The sequence below is a fragment of the Phreatobacter cathodiphilus genome, assembly GCF_003008515.1.
GTDB lineage: Bacteria > Pseudomonadota > Alphaproteobacteria > Rhizobiales > Phreatobacteraceae > Phreatobacter > Phreatobacter cathodiphilus.
The window spans coordinates 362,818-377,016 of sequence record NZ_CP027668.1; the positions used below are offsets into that span (position 1 = coordinate 362,818).

Annotated in this window: 18 protein-coding genes; 1 reads left to right on the forward strand and 17 read right to left on the reverse strand. The window is 63.4% G+C overall.

What is annotated here, in order from left to right:
* Positions 1-7 precede the first annotated feature (7 nt).
* From C6569_RS01815 to C6569_RS01895, 17 genes are all read right to left on the reverse strand, one after another.
* Positions 8-349 carry a phage tail protein gene (locus C6569_RS01815; RefSeq protein ID WP_106747234.1) on the reverse strand — a complete coding sequence of 114 codons (342 nt, stop codon included), beginning with the start codon at positions 347-349 and terminating at the stop codon, positions 8-10.
* A gap of 7 nt (positions 350-356) precedes the next feature.
* Entirely contained in the window at positions 357-3,149 is a 2,793-nt protein-coding gene (locus tag C6569_RS01820) for a tape measure protein (RefSeq protein ID WP_106747235.1), read from the reverse strand.
* 3 nt (positions 3,150-3,152) lie between these two features.
* Entirely contained in the window at positions 3,153-4,763 is a 1,611-nt protein-coding gene (locus tag C6569_RS01825) for a terminase large subunit (RefSeq protein WP_106747236.1), read from the reverse strand.
* Positions 4,763-5,137 carry a P27 family phage terminase small subunit gene (locus C6569_RS01830; protein WP_106747237.1) on the reverse strand — a complete coding sequence of 125 codons (375 nt, stop codon included), beginning with the start codon at positions 5,135-5,137 and terminating at the stop codon, positions 4,763-4,765. The genes C6569_RS01825 and C6569_RS01830 overlap by 1 nt, the downstream gene beginning before the upstream one ends.
* A complete protein-coding gene (locus C6569_RS01835) occupies positions 5,137-5,454 on the reverse strand; it encodes a phage head closure protein (protein ID WP_106747238.1) in 318 nt (105 codons plus the stop codon). Before C6569_RS01835 ends, C6569_RS01830 begins: the two co-directional genes overlap by 1 nt.
* Complete coding sequence (locus C6569_RS01840) at positions 5,454-5,867, reverse strand: DUF3168 domain-containing protein (RefSeq protein ID WP_106747239.1); 414 nt, start codon at positions 5,865-5,867, stop codon at positions 5,454-5,456. Before C6569_RS01840 ends, C6569_RS01835 begins: the two co-directional genes overlap by 1 nt.
* Entirely contained in the window at positions 5,864-6,274 is a 411-nt protein-coding gene (locus C6569_RS01845; protein ID WP_106747240.1) for an HK97-gp10 family putative phage morphogenesis protein, read from the reverse strand. The genes C6569_RS01840 and C6569_RS01845 overlap by 4 nt, the downstream gene beginning before the upstream one ends.
* On the reverse strand, positions 6,274-6,561 hold the full coding sequence (locus C6569_RS01850; protein WP_106747241.1) for a head-tail connector protein: 288 nt from the start codon (positions 6,559-6,561) through the stop codon (positions 6,274-6,276). The genes C6569_RS01845 and C6569_RS01850 overlap by 1 nt, the downstream gene beginning before the upstream one ends.
* A complete protein-coding gene (locus C6569_RS01855; protein ID WP_106747242.1) occupies positions 6,558-6,743 on the reverse strand; it encodes a YodC family protein in 186 nt (61 codons plus the stop codon). The genes C6569_RS01850 and C6569_RS01855 overlap by 4 nt, the downstream gene beginning before the upstream one ends.
* Entirely contained in the window at positions 6,740-7,522 is a 783-nt protein-coding gene (locus C6569_RS01860; protein WP_106747243.1) for a hypothetical protein, read from the reverse strand. The genes C6569_RS01855 and C6569_RS01860 overlap by 4 nt, the downstream gene beginning before the upstream one ends.
* Positions 7,519-7,860: an HNH endonuclease gene (locus tag C6569_RS01865; protein WP_106747244.1), complete on the reverse strand. Its 342-nt coding sequence runs from the start codon at positions 7,858-7,860 to the stop codon at positions 7,519-7,521. Before C6569_RS01865 ends, C6569_RS01860 begins: the two co-directional genes overlap by 4 nt.
* Positions 7,861-7,862: 2 nt before the next feature.
* Positions 7,863-8,435 carry a hypothetical protein gene (locus C6569_RS01870; protein ID WP_106747245.1) on the reverse strand — a complete coding sequence of 191 codons (573 nt, stop codon included), beginning with the start codon at positions 8,433-8,435 and terminating at the stop codon, positions 7,863-7,865.
* A 4-nt stretch (positions 8,436-8,439) separates the two neighbouring features.
* Positions 8,440-9,585 (reverse strand): phage major capsid protein, encoded by a 1,146-nt coding sequence (locus C6569_RS01875; protein WP_106747246.1) that lies wholly within the window; start codon positions 9,583-9,585, stop codon positions 8,440-8,442.
* An 11-nt stretch (positions 9,586-9,596) separates the two neighbouring features.
* On the reverse strand, positions 9,597-10,088 hold the full coding sequence (locus C6569_RS01880; RefSeq protein ID WP_106747247.1) for an HK97 family phage prohead protease: 492 nt from the start codon (positions 10,086-10,088) through the stop codon (positions 9,597-9,599).
* Between the two features lies 1 nt (position 10,089).
* The gene (locus C6569_RS01885) at positions 10,090-10,533 is read right to left on the reverse strand and encodes a gene transfer agent family protein (protein ID WP_106747248.1); all 444 of its coding nucleotides are present in this window, start codon (positions 10,531-10,533) and stop codon (positions 10,090-10,092) included.
* Positions 10,526-11,647 (reverse strand): phage portal protein, encoded by a 1,122-nt coding sequence (locus tag C6569_RS01890; RefSeq protein ID WP_106747249.1) that lies wholly within the window; start codon positions 11,645-11,647, stop codon positions 10,526-10,528. Before C6569_RS01890 ends, C6569_RS01885 begins: the two co-directional genes overlap by 8 nt.
* Positions 11,648-11,816: 169 nt before the next feature.
* A complete protein-coding gene (locus C6569_RS01895; protein WP_106747250.1) occupies positions 11,817-13,601 on the reverse strand; it encodes a site-specific integrase in 1,785 nt (594 codons plus the stop codon).
* Positions 13,602-13,868: 267 nt separating this feature from the next.
* Between C6569_RS01895 and C6569_RS01900 the strand changes: the two genes are divergently transcribed.
* On the forward strand, positions 13,869-14,195 hold the full coding sequence (locus C6569_RS01900) for a hypothetical protein (protein ID WP_106747251.1): 327 nt from the start codon (positions 13,869-13,871) through the stop codon (positions 14,193-14,195).
* The last annotated feature ends 4 nt before the right edge of the window (positions 14,196-14,199 follow it).

The following is a 14,199-nucleotide window of genomic DNA, read 5'->3' on the forward strand; positions in this document are numbered from 1 at the left end:
CGCTCGGCTAATTGAACGACTGCCGCAGCGTCGCGGTGACGGTGTGGGGCGCGCCGCGTGTGCGCGACCACTCCTTGCAGGTCACCTTGATCCAGGGTCCGGTCGTCGTCTCGCGCCACCAGAACGGCGTCGTGCCCTTCTGGGTGCGGAAGAACGTCACGATTGCATCGGCCTGCGCCGTCGTGAGGACGTCCCACTTCAGGCGGAAGACGTCGCGCATGTGATTGAGCCCGTCCGGCGTCGGCTGGGAATAGCCGTCACCGAACTCAGCATCGAGGATCTTCAACTCCGGGGTGTTCTCGGTGCCCGGAGAGGGAGCGGGAACGGGCTGGAAATAGGCGAGTGTCATGACCCCCTCACAAGCGCCCGTGGGCTTCGATCAGGCCGTTGGGCTTCAAGGCCTTGATCAGCTCTTCCCCGACAATGGCGCGGATGCCGTTGATCATCTCGCGGCTCGTCCGCTCGGCAAGGTCTTGGTTCTGCTGAGGCGTGCCGCCGTTGGCGGTGACCGTCACGACGGGGGAAATCGTGACGTTGGCCCCGCTCGCGTTAGCACCCGTAAAGCCGCGTGCAGGGGGCGACGGAATGGCAGGAACAGGGATCGCACCGACGCTTCCGCCACCGGCATAGCCGGGCACGCCTCGACGGATCGCCTCAAGGTTCTTCACGCCGATGCGGGCGACGGCTTCCTGCGGCAGGACATATTCGCCGCGATGGACGATGCCCGCCGGCTCATACTTGCCGCCGTTGCCCGTATATCCGCCTTCGGAAAATCCCATCAGTTTCGAAAAGATGCCGGACAGAGAGCCGAACAGGCCTCCGCCGCCAGCGGGCTTGAAGATCGCGTCGAACGCAGCGTTCAGGGCAAGGCTTGCGAGGCGATTGCCGAGACTGCGAAGGGCCTGATCCCAGCTCTTCGTTCCGAGAACGACGTCGACAAGCTCGTTCTTGGACGTGCTGTAGAACTCCTCTGCGGCCTGCTTCGCGCGCTCATGGCCTTCGGACACGCGGCGTAGCGCATCGGCCTGCCTGCCATACTCCGTTGCAACCGCTGCGATGGCGCTGCGCTGTTGTTCTGACAGCGAGATATTGCGCCACTGGGCATCGCCGTTTGATCTGGCCGTGTCTTGAAGCCGCCGCAGCGTCTGCTGCTCCAACTCAAGCTGCATGCGGCGGCGCTCTTGTTCCTCATAGCCCTTGCCGACCGTCTCGCGCTCAAGAACAAGCATGGCAATGCGGTCTCGGATTGCCTGAACCTCGCGGTTGAAGCTGTCATCCGTCGTGCGCCGCTGCCGCGTGCTGGTCCTGCCGCCGCCTTCGCCGCTCCGGCGCTCGTCCGCTGCGATCTCGGCTTGCGCCATCGACCGAATTTCGCTCTCGCGAAGCGTAACGCCGCCCTCATTCGCCTTCTTTCTGATCTCCGCAATCTTCGCCTCGAGCGTCACCTGTTCGCTGGTCAGCGCGTTGCGTCGTTCTGCCTCGGCTCGGAACGCGCGCCCCGCCTGAGCCATTCGCTCATAGGCGGACATCGACTCGTTCTCGGAGCGGCGGAAGGATGGCCCGCCGCCGAGCGCTCCAAGCGCCGCTGCGGCTTCATTCGTCACGGCAACCTGCTTGCGCAGTGCTGCGATGATCTCATTGATCCGATCCACCAGCGGGCCGGGGTTCAGACTGCGGCCCAACGCCTCTAGAGCGTCCGCAGCCGTCTTGCTCGTCTTCTCCCCGCTCTGAAGCTCTCGGTCCAACTGCTTGAGCTGTTCGACCTGCGCAGGCGAGATGAACTGCCGCATCGAAAAATCGTCAACCAGACGGATGAAGCCGGAAAGCTGGCGTTGGGTCTGGCGTTCGGTCTGCTCGGCAACCTGCAAGCCGGCAAGCAAGGCGCTGCGCTGGGAGGCCACAAGACGCTGAGCGGCATCGACCGTCGCGTCGCCTGTCTTTTTTGCCGCCTGCTCGACCCGGAGAAGCGCGGCCTCGTAAGCCTTCGCTCCCTCGGTCGCCTTCGCGGACGATGAGCCGAACAGGACCAGCGAACCGACCAGCGCACCGCCGATGATGAGACCAAGAGGACCGGCAGCGGCCCCAATGCCGGCAATCGCCGCCTTGGCGGTGCCGGTCGCTGTGCCCACGGCCAGAGCGACGGCGAGTGCCGAACGCAGGCTGGCAACGAACTGGATCATTCCGGCCGTGCCGAGAGCGAGAGAGGCCACCATGGGCGCGATTGCACGGCCGACAAGAGCACCGCCAATCACGGCCGCGACCTTCAGCACAATGTCTGCGGTCTGGCCGAAACTATCAGCGAGCGAGTTCAAGCCCTGGGCGAGACGCTGACTGGCACCAAGGCTCTCATCCGTCTCGCCAATGTAGCGGGTCAGTGCGTTGGTGATCTTGGTGTATGCCTGCCCGATCGTCTGGGATGAATTCGCGGCCATGGCCTCGATAGATCCCATCCCTTCGATGAAGGCGCGGAAGAACTCGCGGTTTGTGACCTTACCTTCGTTGACCAGCTCTTTCAGCTTGGCCACCGATCCGCCAGCCGAAGCCATACCGTTCGCCACGGCCATCAGGATTGGCCGGGCTCCCTCGTTGATCGAATTGAACTCCTCAGCCTGCACTTTGGCGGAGCCGAGAGCCTGCCCAAGCTGAAGCAGCGCGCCGGACGCCTGAGTCGCATCGGTGCCGGCAACCCGCAGCGCCACGGCAACGCCATCTGAGAACTTCAAAAGCTCGGCTTGGCTTGCCCCCAGCTCTGTGGACACTTGCGCGGCTCGTCCGTAGAGGGTCGTCAATGCCGAAAGCGGAGCGGCATTGCGCTGGGCAGACTGAAACAGCTCGTTCAGCACGGCGGTCTGCTGAACGCCAGTCACACCCACGACCGCGAGACTGTTCTTGGCTGCGGTCCAGGCGTCCGCGTAGCGCAGGATTTCTCGGGTGCTGAGGGCGGCACCGATGCCTGAGAGCGGCGCGACAAGGCTGCGCCCCATCGAAGCCATCACGCCCTCAAGGTTGCGGGCAGCGGCGCGGCTGCGGTTCTCGATACCGCGCCAATTATCGTTGGTGATGCGAGAAGCCTTTTGGAAGTTTCGCTCAAACTCGCGAATGCGAGCTTCCAGCATTACCAAAAGTTGGGGGGCGTCGAACTCAGCCATGATTTAACACACAAATTCAGAGGGATCGAAGTGGGGATCGGCGTATGCGGTGCCCGCGCTCTCGCAGGCGACGGCGCGTGAGACGGCCATCCAAGTCGCAACGGCACCGTCGATGCGGCCTGTCGATTTGCCTTTGTGCATCGTGCGGTTGCCGGCGCTGTCGGTGTGAATGGCGACGTTGGCAAAGCACCACCTGAGAGGCGGGTTGCCGCCGTGATGCAGCGCCTTCGCGAGGATGACGCGCTCAAGCTCGTTCAAAGCCGGGCTCTGGGTAATCCAGCCCTGTCGGACGATCGTCACGGGCAGGCCATCGTCGGACAGCGGCCCCATGACAGGCTGGGCATAGGCGAGGTCGAAGCCGATCTCTTGCACGTCGAAGCGGTCACAGAGGTCGCGAATGCAGGTCTCGACGGCGCGATAGTCGATGACGTTTCCGGGCGTTGCCGTGAGCAAGCCGTCTTCGGCCCATTGGACATAGGGCACGCCATCTCTCTCGGCGCGGTCGCGGAGGTTGTCGCCGGGCAGGAAGAAGCGCGGAATGAGATAGAAGTCGTCGCCATCGCGGACGCAGGCCACGACGGCGGTGAGATCGGTCGTGGTCGACATATCGACGCCAATCCAGCACGGCAGGCCGTTCAGCGCCTCGGCATCGAAGGGCTCGCCGCACTCGTCATAGACGCCCATGTCGAGGAAGGGGGAGGTCGACTGATCGGCCCAAACGTTCAGCTTGAGCTGCTTGAAGCTCTCCCGTTCGCTCGCGCTGCGCTCCGCAGCCCGCGCATGGCGACGGAAGCCTTCGATGCTGGGGTAACCATGGGCGAGGCCAGGATTGACGCGACGCCAGAGGGCTTCGTCGTTCCAGTCCGCATCCTTCTCGGCTTCGAACAGAATTGGGAGAATAGAGGGATCATCGACATCGCCACGCGCGACCTTGCGGGCGTCCTCAACGATCTCCCACGCAACGCTGTCCTGCCCGCGTCCGGAGGTCGAGGCGATGACAAAGAGCGGGTTGTCGATTTTGTCGGCTCCCGTCGAAAGCGCTTCCCAGAGAAGGCGGCCACGCCAGACGTGCAGCTCGTCCGCGAGCACGAATGAGGGCGTGCGCCCATGCTGCGCTCCGGCATCGGACGAGATGACCTGAAGCGTCACGGCGTCGCGCGAATAGACGATCTTCTTCGCCGAGTTGAAGGCGTCATAGACCCGGAAATGCGGATCGAGCCGCTTGTCGGCGCGGATGATCCCAAGGGCCTCGCGAAAGCCGATGCCCGCCTGTTCGCGATCCGCTGCGGCGAAGATCGCCTCGCCCTGGGGGACGCGCTCCGGACCAAAGAGATGCAGACAAGCGAGGGCCGCAGACAGCGAGGTTTTGCGATTGCCGCGAGGCAGCAACAGCACCACGCGCTTGACGATCCGCGAGCCGTCAGCATGACGCGGGCCATAGATGCGGCGAACGATCCGCTCTTGCCACGGGTCGAGCTGGAATCCCTTGCCGGGCAGCGTGGATTTCGGGTGCTTTCGACGTCGCAGGAAGGCGACAGCCTTCTCGCCATGCCCGAAGGGATCGGGGATTTCGCTGCCGTCATAGATCCATTCGGGGAAGGTGCTCGCGGCCATCACAGTTCCAGCGAGTCTTCGTCGTGCTCGGGCACAACCATTTTCGGACGAGAGCGGCTAACCGGCGTAAGGCCAAGTTCTGCGGCGAGCTGCCGGGCCGTCTGAATGGCTCCGTTCTGAAGGCGAAACAACCTCGGGTCGATGACCTGGGCACCTTGGATCAGGCGCTCAAGCTCGCGGACGCGGCCAACGGCGACGCAGTAGCTTTCAACCGATCCGAGATCGGAGGTCGTCACCGTCTGACGGCGGACGAGATCGGGCAGGATGCGACGCCATTCCGCCTTGGCATCCTTCGCCATCCATCCCGGAGGCGACGGCGCGACATTCAGCGCACCGGCATCGGCCGCGATCTGATCGGGCTTGCGACCGCGCATCACGCGGCATCCTTTGCCACGGCGCGGATTTCCAGCCCTCGACGGTCATGGGCTTTGATCTCCACAACCTCATAGGGTCGCCCGCGATAGAGCACGCGGCTCGCCAGCTCGACGTCGTCGCGCTCGCGGCAGCGGATGGTGATGTGACGCTTGCCGATGATCGCTTCGGGCTTGCCGGTATCGTTCGCGGCTTCCTCGACAACGGCGGCGCGGAAGATGGCCGTCGTCGCCCATGACGCGACGATCCTACCGGACGCGTTGGGAGCCTCCGTGGCGTGCTGAAGGGTGACCACTGCGGATAGGGTGCCGGAACGCATCACGCGGCCCCCTGAAGGATTGCGTCGATCGACACGATGGCGTGCGCGTTCTCCGCGTCCTTGCCCCGGATGAAGCGGGCTTTCGAGACGGTGACGCCGCAAACGATATGGCCTTCGGCGGTCCAAGGGGCCTGCTTCAGCGAGGCACGAATGGCCCCGGTGATCTCCTTGGCAAGCTCAAACCCTTCCTCGCGAACCCAGACATGAACGTCGAGATAGGCTTCGTCATGGAAGCTCTCATACTCGTTCGAATAGTTGACGCTGCCCTCGCCGATAACGACGCAGGGAAGCTGTTCGGTGCGCCAACGGCCATCGAAGATGCGCTCTGCCGGGACAAGAGCCGTCACGGCGGGATCAGCGATCAGCCGGGCACGAATAGCGCGCTGAATGGCAAGGCTCGGCTCGACGCTCATTTCGTCCAGCCCTCCCGCACGGCTTTGCCGATGGCCCGGTTGATGCGGCGCTGCGCACGCTGGCGATAGAGCCGGAAGGCAGACCAGAAGAACGACTGCGGCGGGGTGTGCTCGGTGCCGTATTCGACCAGATGCGGATAGCGCACATCGCTGTTGCCGGCGGTGATCGCCACCGCGTTCTCTGGCACCTTCTGCGATCCGCCTGGCTGACTGTAGGCGGGCGTCGTCGCGCCTCCCGGAGTGACCGTGATGCTGTCCTTCAGCGCTCCGGTGTCCTCCGGGGCGAGCTTGCGCATCGCCTCCGCCATCTCGTTCGCAGAGGTTTCGAGCGCAGGCTTCACAGCCTCGCGGACTGCCACCGGGATCGCAGCAAGACGACGGTTCAGGCGGGCGAGCTGATCCGACATCACACCACCCACTCGACATAGGGGCCGATCAGTTGCTCGACGCCGAAGGGCATCTCGCGAACCGACGCGTCGATGATCGTCGCCTCCCGGTTCTCATAGAGGTGCGCCGCGACCTGTCGCACTGCCTCAAGAAGCGGGGCCGGAACAGGGTCGAATTCAGCGAAGGGCTTGCCGATCTGGGCTTCGATGAAGGCCGTCGCTACCGCGATCTTCTCGGAAATCAGCGCGTCGTCGTGGTCCTCGGTGATGCCGAGATGGTCCTTCATGCTGGCGAGGGAAACGGTCATGCCGGCCTCACCTTCACGATGCGCAGGCAGACTTCAGGGAACGTCGCATGCTGGATGCGGCCAAGCTGATCCACCCAAGCGACGTCTGCCGTTTTCTTGGCAACGTTGAAGCCCTCAACGGTCATGGGCGGGCCGCCACTGGCGAGCCGCACGACGTATCCAGTAGGGTCGCTAACGGTCATGCTGAAAAACTCCAATTAGGTGCAATCTTGTGCGGATGGACCCCCGCCGGTCCCTGTTCATTCGCCTGAAGTTTCGACCCACCCCGGGGCTCGCGCATCGGCCTCAAAAGGGCATCGCGAAGGCTCCATCCCTTCCGGAGCCGCATGCGAACCGCCGTGTGCGTGATGCCATGACGCTGACAGAGGGTAATGAGGTCGATGTTCTCGCCCTCAAACTCGACAGTTGCCCTGCGCTTCTTGTTCTCGCCCGTGAGCTTCGTGATGGGTCGAGAGATCGCATCCTCGATAGACCAACCCAGTCGCAGGCGATCACGGACAGTGTTCAGCTTGAGGCCGAGCTTTTTGCAAAGGGTGATGAGGTCTATGCGCGTGCCTTCGAACTCGACGACGATCCTTCGACCGAAGCGAGCGGCGTCAGGGTTAGGCTCCCGAGCCGACTTCGGTTCGGGCTGGCGAGTGGCCTTCACGGCTACGGGCGGCTGCTTGGGCGGGGACTGGCGAACGGTCTTCACGGCTACGGGCCGCAGCTTGGGCGCGGGGATGGGGTCACCCTTGCTGATCGCGTCGAGGGCGAATGCGTGAACGCGATCAGGCTCAAGGTCCGCCAGTGCGCACACGTGCCGAAAGTCTGGGCCGTTCGACGTGAGCCATGCGACAGCCCTGTGGCGCTCTGCCGGCTTGACGGTGGCAAGAGCAAGCGTGGCGTCGCTGATCGCCTGAGAGATGACGGCACGCCAGAGCGCACGATCAGCGCGGATGAGATCGGCACGGGGCATCATGTGCGTCGCTCCTCTCGCTGCTTGGTGCGGGAGTGACAGGGCACGCAGAGAGGCTGCCAGTTGGAGCGACGCCAGAAGAGCTTGAGGTCGCCCTTGTGGGGCGTGATGTGGTCAACGATGCGGGAGGGCTCGCCGCACCGGACGCATAAGGGGTGAGCCGCGAGGTAGGCTTCGCGCTCACGCTGCCACTTGCCGTCATAGCCGCGCTCACGGGCAGAGGGACGTGTTGCGTCGTGGCGTGCCTTCCGTTCGCGGTCCTGCGTCTGCCGGCATGGGCAGCGGGAGCCATAGGCGATGAGGTTGCCACACGGGCAGCGAGTGGGGGCGCGCATGGGCATGGTCACGACGCCTTGTTCTGGCCGGATGCGACCATGGCCTTGAGGACGTGCAAGCCGTCTTCCTCGGGAACCGTCTCGGTCTTGTCCTTCTCGCTGCCGAAGATTGCCTTCAGCATTTCGAGACGGCCTTCATAGGCCGCGCGAAGCTCTGGGATGGTGGCGTTCCAAGTCGCTTCCGGCGTCCAGCCGAGCCAACCCGTGCCGATCTTGAAGAGGTGTTCGTGATAGTCCTTCGCCTCCATCGGTGAGGACGAGCGAGGCTCGTCTTGCTGATCCGGATCGATGCCCGCGAGATCGCAGACGAAGGTGATGAGCACGGTGCGCAACGGATCGATGCCGGTGCGCAGAGGCATGGACTGAATGCCCTCAAGGAAAGCCGGGAGGTCTGAGGGATTGGACGACGCCTCGCGGATCACTGCCGCCATCGCAGTCAGCGAGCCGTCGAGAAGCTGGTGCATCAGCGGGGCGAAGCCGCCAAACTGACGCTCAAGCCTGTAGGCAGCACGCAGCGTCGGACGCAGGATGAATTCCTGGCCTTCGACGCGAACGATGAGGTTTGAATCCGCGAGGCGCATGGTCTTAGGCCGCGACCTTGAGCTTCACGAAGCGATCCGGGTGCGTGAGGTCGCCGCCGACGCGCTTGCGGGCGTGGAAACGAACCTGGCCCTTCGTCGCGAGCGAGTAGGGATCACGCAGCATGGACAGCGAGACGCGATCCACGATGCGATAGCCCTGAAGGTCACCGAACAGGATCGGGAAGGCGTTCGCCGCGATGTCGTCCATATCGACGGCTTCCACGATGGGACGGCCGAGAAGGGTCGTCGGCGCACCGTTGGAAATCGGCTCCATGACGAGATAGCGCCCGTTGGCGTCCTTCCACGTCCGCACGGTGCCGAGCGTGTTCCGGTTCATCATCCAGACCGCGTTCTGGGCATGCGGATTGGCGAGCTTGTGGAACATGCCGATCAGCACGTCGGCGGGGTTGGAGGCCGGGAAAGCTGCGGCGTTGCCGGTCTTCACTTCGGTGATGCCGGTCGCGGCCATGATGCCGCGCGGCTTGCCGGTGCCGTTGCCCTTCACGAAGGCGAGGCTCTCGGTGATGCCGAAGCTCTCGGCAAGGTCCGACGCCAGCTCGGATTCGAGGTTGTAGGCGTTGTCTTCCAGAAGCTGCTGCGACACGTCCACGAAGGTCGCCAGCTCATAGGGGGCAATTTCGAGCTGTTCGAACGCCGGCTCGGAACCGGTGCGATCCGCCGTCTCGTCAACCCACGTCGCGGCAGTCGAGGCGGTGCGGCGCGGATACTTGATGGACGAGGCGCCGACGGTGATGACGCGGGCATAGTTCCGGATGGGCGAGAACTCGCGAAGCAGCTTGATCAGCTCGTTCCCGAAAGCCTCCGGGGCGAGAAAGCCGCCTGCGGCATCGGAGGCGACGCGAAGAGATTTCACCTCGTCCGGCTGCATCCGCTCGACGCCAGCGCGAACGAAGCGGTTGAACGCCTTCGTCTCGACGTCCGTCTCGTCCTGGCCCTTGGTATGGACAGCCGGGCGATTGAGCTTGGCTTCGACCTTGTCGAGCCGATCAGCGGTCTTCGTCTCGACGGCCTTGAGGCGGTCATCGACGGTTTGGTTGAAGTTGGCGAGAGCCTTGGCGATAGCGTCGGGCGTGTCGCCGTCGTCCTTCAGCTCGATTGCGCCTTCGAAGGCGCGGACATGCGCAGTCATTGGGGATCCTTTCAGGATTTGCGAAGCGCCACGGCGGCGCGGTTGATGGCCTCGGCGATGGCTGCCGTGGCGTCTTTGGCGTGAGCGATCCGGGCCTTCGGATGGGCCGGATTGCGGACGACAGAGATTTCGAGAAGGTCGAGGGACGAGATGATCCGGTTGCGTCCGCTCTGGGTCGCAGCCTTGGTCCGGAAGCCGATACTGAGGCCGGTGAGAAGGCCGCTCTGGATTGAGCTGCGCACGGCGCGGGCGCGCTGACTTTCACCGATGAACAGCGAGCCCTTCACCTGAAGACCGTCGTCTGTCTCGGTGATCTCATTCCAGAGGCCGACAGGCTGTTCGGGATCATGGGCGAGAAGCATGGGCAGCTCGCCGCTGAAGCCGAACGCGCCCTTGGTGATGATGTCGCCAACGCGATCCGCAGAGCCGAACGGCCAAGCGGTGCCGGTGATGGTGCCTTCGGCGTCGATGCCGAGCGCGGCCTTGATCTCAAGGTGTTCCATGTCAGGCCCCGTAGCCATTGCGGAGGCTACGGGCGTGGTCGTCGTCTGCCGGGGGATCGAAGACTTCGACCTGGGCTTCCGGCTGGGGTTCCGCGACTTCCTGCGTCTCGTCCTTCGGCTCATCCGTCTCGACGGCAGGGGGGCCGCCCCAAAGCCGGTCGAGAATGTCCACCGCGAGGGGATAGGCGTGCATGATGGGATGGTCCGCAGCGTAGGTGCGGACGAGACGATCAGCGTCGCCATGCGCCATGCCGCCACCGATGAGGGCAAGCCTGATCGTCGCGAGCATGTCGGCGTGACGGAAATCCATGGCGAACAAGCGCTGACAGAAACCGCCGATGCCCATGCCTGTCAGGCGCTCAAGCTCGATGATCAGCGGGGGCGTCAGGCGGAACGCATATTCCGCGTCGCCAAAGAAGGCGCGGTGAGTGGTGGCGTCAGACATTGGGCACGCTGGGGGCTGAGGTCGTGTGGGGGTTCAGGAACTCGTCGCCGCCTGCGTAGGGCGCGCGGTTTTCCATTGCGCGGGCCTCATTGGGGTTGAGGACGCGAGCGGCGATCAGCTTCGAATAGGCTTCGGCGCGGGCTGCGAGGTCGGACCTTAGAAGGTTGTCGATCAGAAACTCAGCGAGGAACGTGTCGCGCTCATCGACGCCGATCAGCTTGAGACGAATTTCGCCTTCCCAAGCCTTGATCCATCGGGCGAGGGCATAGGTCAGGAACTGCTGCCCGCCGAACTCTGCATTGGTCCAAGTCTGCCGGGAGTAGTCCATCAGGAGCGCAGGCGGCACGCGGAACACGCGCGCCACGTCGAGGACGGCACGGTTCCACACTTCAATGAGCTGGGCTTCGACACTCGTCAGCGAGACGGGCTTGTATTCCGCGCCATCGTCCAGAAGGGCCGTGCCGCCGCTGTTTTCGCCACCATGGGCGAGACGCCATGCGGCAGCGAGGTTCTTACGGGTTTCCGGAGCGGCCCTCTTGGGCAGGACGATCTGTCCGGAAGGGCGAGCACCGTTTTTGAACAGCCGGGCCGCGTGAGCCTCGATTGCCAGCAACAGGCCGATGGTCTCGCGAGCCTGCCGGATCGGGCTATCGCCAGAGATGCCGTTGAGAGACGGGGCCTTGATGTGCAGGACATCGGCGCGGGCGATCTCTCGCCGCTGAGTCTCTTGCCGGAGGAAGTAGCGCGGCGAACCAAGGTCATCGGGCTCGATATCGACAGAGACAGGGTCTAGCCGGATCAGCTCAATCGGCCTGCCATCGATGCGATTGATGAGTGCGAGGCCGTTGCCATGAAGCAGGGCGTCGCGAGTGAGCTGTTCGCGGAAATCTGCCGCCGACATGTGGTCGTTCGCTTCGTCGTGAAGCAGCCGATAGGCGGAATGATCTTGAGAGCGCTCTTTGCCACCATTGGTGCGGCGATAGACGTGAACGGGAAGCTGCCCAATGGCTTCAGCGATGGCCTGAACAGCGCATCGGACGGGCGGGCAAGTCATCGCCTTCGCGGGCGTGACGCTGATTCCAGAAGAGGACGGCGCTGCCCCAAAAAGCTCCATCAAGAAATCGTCGGGAGAAGCGAGGACCGACTTCGCTTCGACCTTATCGACTTTAGATCGCTTGGATGATTTCCGAGACAACGCCGTTACTCACAACAGGAACAGCGCATATACTGAAGGATAATTACGTCAAAATCAAGATTAACTCAGGCTGTGACAAGTATAACGCTCACAGGCAGCCCCGCAATGCTTTCTTTTTGGGTGCGATATCGGTGTATTGGACCGCCTCGATTAGCTTGACGCGCATGTCGAGAGTGCCTTGGGTGAGGGTTCCATATCGCCCGGTTGTCATTCCAAACCGGTCGCCGTGTCCGAGAATGAAGCCAAACTCTTGGTCCAGATAACCGGCAGCCCGAAGGCGGTCAGCGAAGTTGTGGCGAAGGCTATGGAAGGCCGTGCTGCCCGTTTTGATGCCCACCGCGCGCATGTAGCCGTTCAGGAACTTTGACGGCACGCCAGAGAAGAATCCTCGCGCGTCGGGCTTAATCTCAGGGAATAGGCGGGCGTCTCCGCTCTGGTGCCGATTTCCGAGATAGTCGAGAAATCCGAGTGCAATCAGCCGGGAATGGATCGGGACAATGCGCTCCGATCCAGCCGTCTTGACGGTCTTCGCATCGTCGCCCTCGCCCGTGACGTGAAACGTCCATTGGCCGTGCATGTCGCGAACATCGCTGACCAGAAGCTGCGCTATCTCGCCTAGCCGCATCCCGGAGAACAGAGCAACCAAGGGAATCCAGTAGCGCCAATCTCGGATCGCGACATTGCCCGGGATATGCTCCTTCCTGTCGCCTTGGCACATGTGGAACAGCGGACTGGCGAACAGGCGCTTCAACTGATCATCGCTGAAGGGATCGCGCCCCCGCTTCTCCCTATCGACGGTAAGATACATTTCGTCGGTGAGGATCAGCGTCGGGACATAGCCGTTGGACGAGAGCCACCGCGCAAACGGGGCGAGGGCGCTGAGATACTTATTGACCGTCTTGGGGTCGAGAGTGGCCCGGCCAAGCGCCTCGTTCTTCTTCACGACCTGCGGAAACTTCAGGCTGCGCAGTTCCCGCACCTGCTGAGCCTTAGTTGGGAATTTGAGCAACTGATCCCGCCAGCGGGCAACGTCCAGCTTGGTCAGTTGCTCGACAGGCTTGGCCTCTCCCACGCTCTCGGAAAAGAGCCGGACAATCTGTCGGTTTTGGTTCAGCGTGTCGGGCCGGTGCTGACTGCCTTGCTGCTGCTGAAACTTCGCGAAGTGATCCATCAGCCTGTCGCCATCCGGAGCCGTCCTGGGGGCAGACGTCGAGGGAGGGCGGACAAGGGGGTCTGTCGGTGTCCCACCCCATTCGCCTTGATCGCGCTCATCAGCTCGCTTGAACGCCTCAAGCTCTGCACGCTGGATTGCGGAAGCGATCCGCCGAAAATCCGCCGTCCCCTTAGGAGCCTTGAGGCCCCGCTTCGCGACGGCATCCTCGACCTGAGGCGCAACCATCCGGACCGTCCGATTGGGGTCCGGGCTCTTCAGCTCCTTTGTGCGTGCGAGGCGAGCTGCATCGTATTTCTTCCGGCGCTCAACGAGACGTTCGAATTCCTTGTAGGCGACGTAATCCTCGTCTCCGTATTTGGCGACGATGGCCTGCCACATCTCATCCAGCTCGTCCTCGGTGTAGGTCTTCTCCCGAAGCAGCTCATCCCGCTCGACCAGATAGGCGTAGCGAGCCCAAGCGATGTCCTGAACATCGCCATCCGTGGGAGGCCGCAACTGCCGTTTCGCATCGAACTCCGCGTAGATCGCCTCAAGGGCTGCCGGTGCCCGTCGCTTGGCTTCAGCGGGGGAGGGAGTGCCAAGGCTGCGCCACACCTGCCCGGAGGCCGGATACATCTTCTTGAGGTCCGGCGGCACCTGAATGCGGAGATAGAAGTTCGCTGATCCGGGACGCTTGAAGGGCTGCGGAAGGCGGCTCATCGGGGCTCAACTGTAGCAGTCAAATGTAGCAGTCAGTCGTAGCAACCCATTGAAAATACGTCAAGATATTGAGCGGGCTGCCAAAACTGGAGTCACCTTCGAATCCTAGCGACCCAGCCAACAGCCGGCGATGACGCCGTGACGTCGCCGAGATGTGCCGCAAGAATGGCGAAGGCGGAACCTTCCGCCCGTTCTCGACGTTCTTCAGCCATCTTCCGGGCTCCCGCAGCGTTCGTACGCGGAGCCGTCAGGCTGGGAACGACACCGATGAACAGACACCTTTGTCTGGGCGCGGCTGCGGGGCTCCTCTCCCTCGTCGCGCTCACTCCCGACGCGCGCGCCGATCGCCAGGCTGCGGTCCGCGTCTGCACCGTGGAAACGCACCAGCAGGTGATGGTCGCCCGCGCCGGCGATCCGGCCTCCGACCGCGTCCTCGCCCTGATCGAGGGCAACCTGCCGCTCTATGCCGTCGACATCGACCTCGATGCCAAGCTCCAGGGCGAGGTGACGGCCCAGCAGATGGAGATCATGCGGGCGGTGGCCGGCGAACTCGGCATGGTGGTCGAGGACAGCGCCCCGACCTCCGGCGATTGAGTCG

Excerpts from the sequence above, each read along its gene's own strand:
- C6569_RS01825 (WP_106747236.1), bottom strand. The coding sequence starts at position 4,763 with ATGGCCGCGAGCACCTTCCCCGAATGGATCTATGACGGCAGCGAAATC.
- C6569_RS01895 (WP_106747250.1), bottom strand. The coding sequence starts at position 13,601 with ATGAGCCGCCTTCCGCAGCCCTTCAAGCGTCCCGGATCAGCGAACTTC.
- C6569_RS01855 (WP_106747242.1), bottom strand. The coding sequence starts at position 6,743 with ATGACCGTTAGCGACCCTACTGGATACGTCGTGCGGCTCGCCAGTGGC.
- C6569_RS01860 (WP_106747243.1), bottom strand. The coding sequence starts at position 7,522 with ATGATGCCCCGTGCCGATCTCATCCGCGCTGATCGTGCGCTCTGGCGT.
- C6569_RS01880 (WP_106747247.1), bottom strand. The coding sequence starts at position 10,088 with ATGGAACACCTTGAGATCAAGGCCGCGCTCGGCATCGACGCCGAAGGC.
- C6569_RS01820 (WP_106747235.1), bottom strand. The coding sequence starts at position 3,149 with ATGGCTGAGTTCGACGCCCCCCAACTTTTGGTAATGCTGGAAGCTCGC.
- C6569_RS01835 (WP_106747238.1), bottom strand. The coding sequence starts at position 5,454 with ATGCGTTCCGGCACCCTATCCGCAGTGGTCACCCTTCAGCACGCCACG.
- C6569_RS01850 (WP_106747241.1), bottom strand. The coding sequence starts at position 6,561 with ATGACCGTTTCCCTCGCCAGCATGAAGGACCATCTCGGCATCACCGAG.
- C6569_RS01885 (WP_106747248.1), bottom strand. The coding sequence starts at position 10,533 with ATGTCTGACGCCACCACTCACCGCGCCTTCTTTGGCGACGCGGAATAT.
- C6569_RS01875 (WP_106747246.1), bottom strand. The coding sequence starts at position 9,585 with ATGACTGCGCATGTCCGCGCCTTCGAAGGCGCAATCGAGCTGAAGGAC.
- C6569_RS01865 (WP_106747244.1), bottom strand. The coding sequence starts at position 7,860 with ATGCCCATGCGCGCCCCCACTCGCTGCCCGTGTGGCAACCTCATCGCC.
- C6569_RS01830 (WP_106747237.1), bottom strand. The coding sequence starts at position 5,137 with ATGCGCGGTCGCAAGCCCGATCAGATCGCGGCCGATGCCGGTGCGCTG.
- C6569_RS01870 (WP_106747245.1), bottom strand. The coding sequence starts at position 8,435 with ATGCGCCTCGCGGATTCAAACCTCATCGTTCGCGTCGAAGGCCAGGAA.
- C6569_RS01840 (WP_106747239.1), bottom strand. The coding sequence starts at position 5,867 with ATGAGCGTCGAGCCGAGCCTTGCCATTCAGCGCGCTATTCGTGCCCGG.
- C6569_RS01900 (WP_106747251.1), top strand. The coding sequence starts at position 13,869 with ATGAACAGACACCTTTGTCTGGGCGCGGCTGCGGGGCTCCTCTCCCTC.
- C6569_RS01845 (WP_106747240.1), bottom strand. The coding sequence starts at position 6,274 with ATGTCGGATCAGCTCGCCCGCCTGAACCGTCGTCTTGCTGCGATCCCG.
- C6569_RS01890 (WP_106747249.1), bottom strand. The coding sequence starts at position 11,647 with ATGGAGCTTTTTGGGGCAGCGCCGTCCTCTTCTGGAATCAGCGTCACG.
- C6569_RS01815 (WP_106747234.1), bottom strand. The coding sequence starts at position 349 with ATGACACTCGCCTATTTCCAGCCCGTTCCCGCTCCCTCTCCGGGCACC.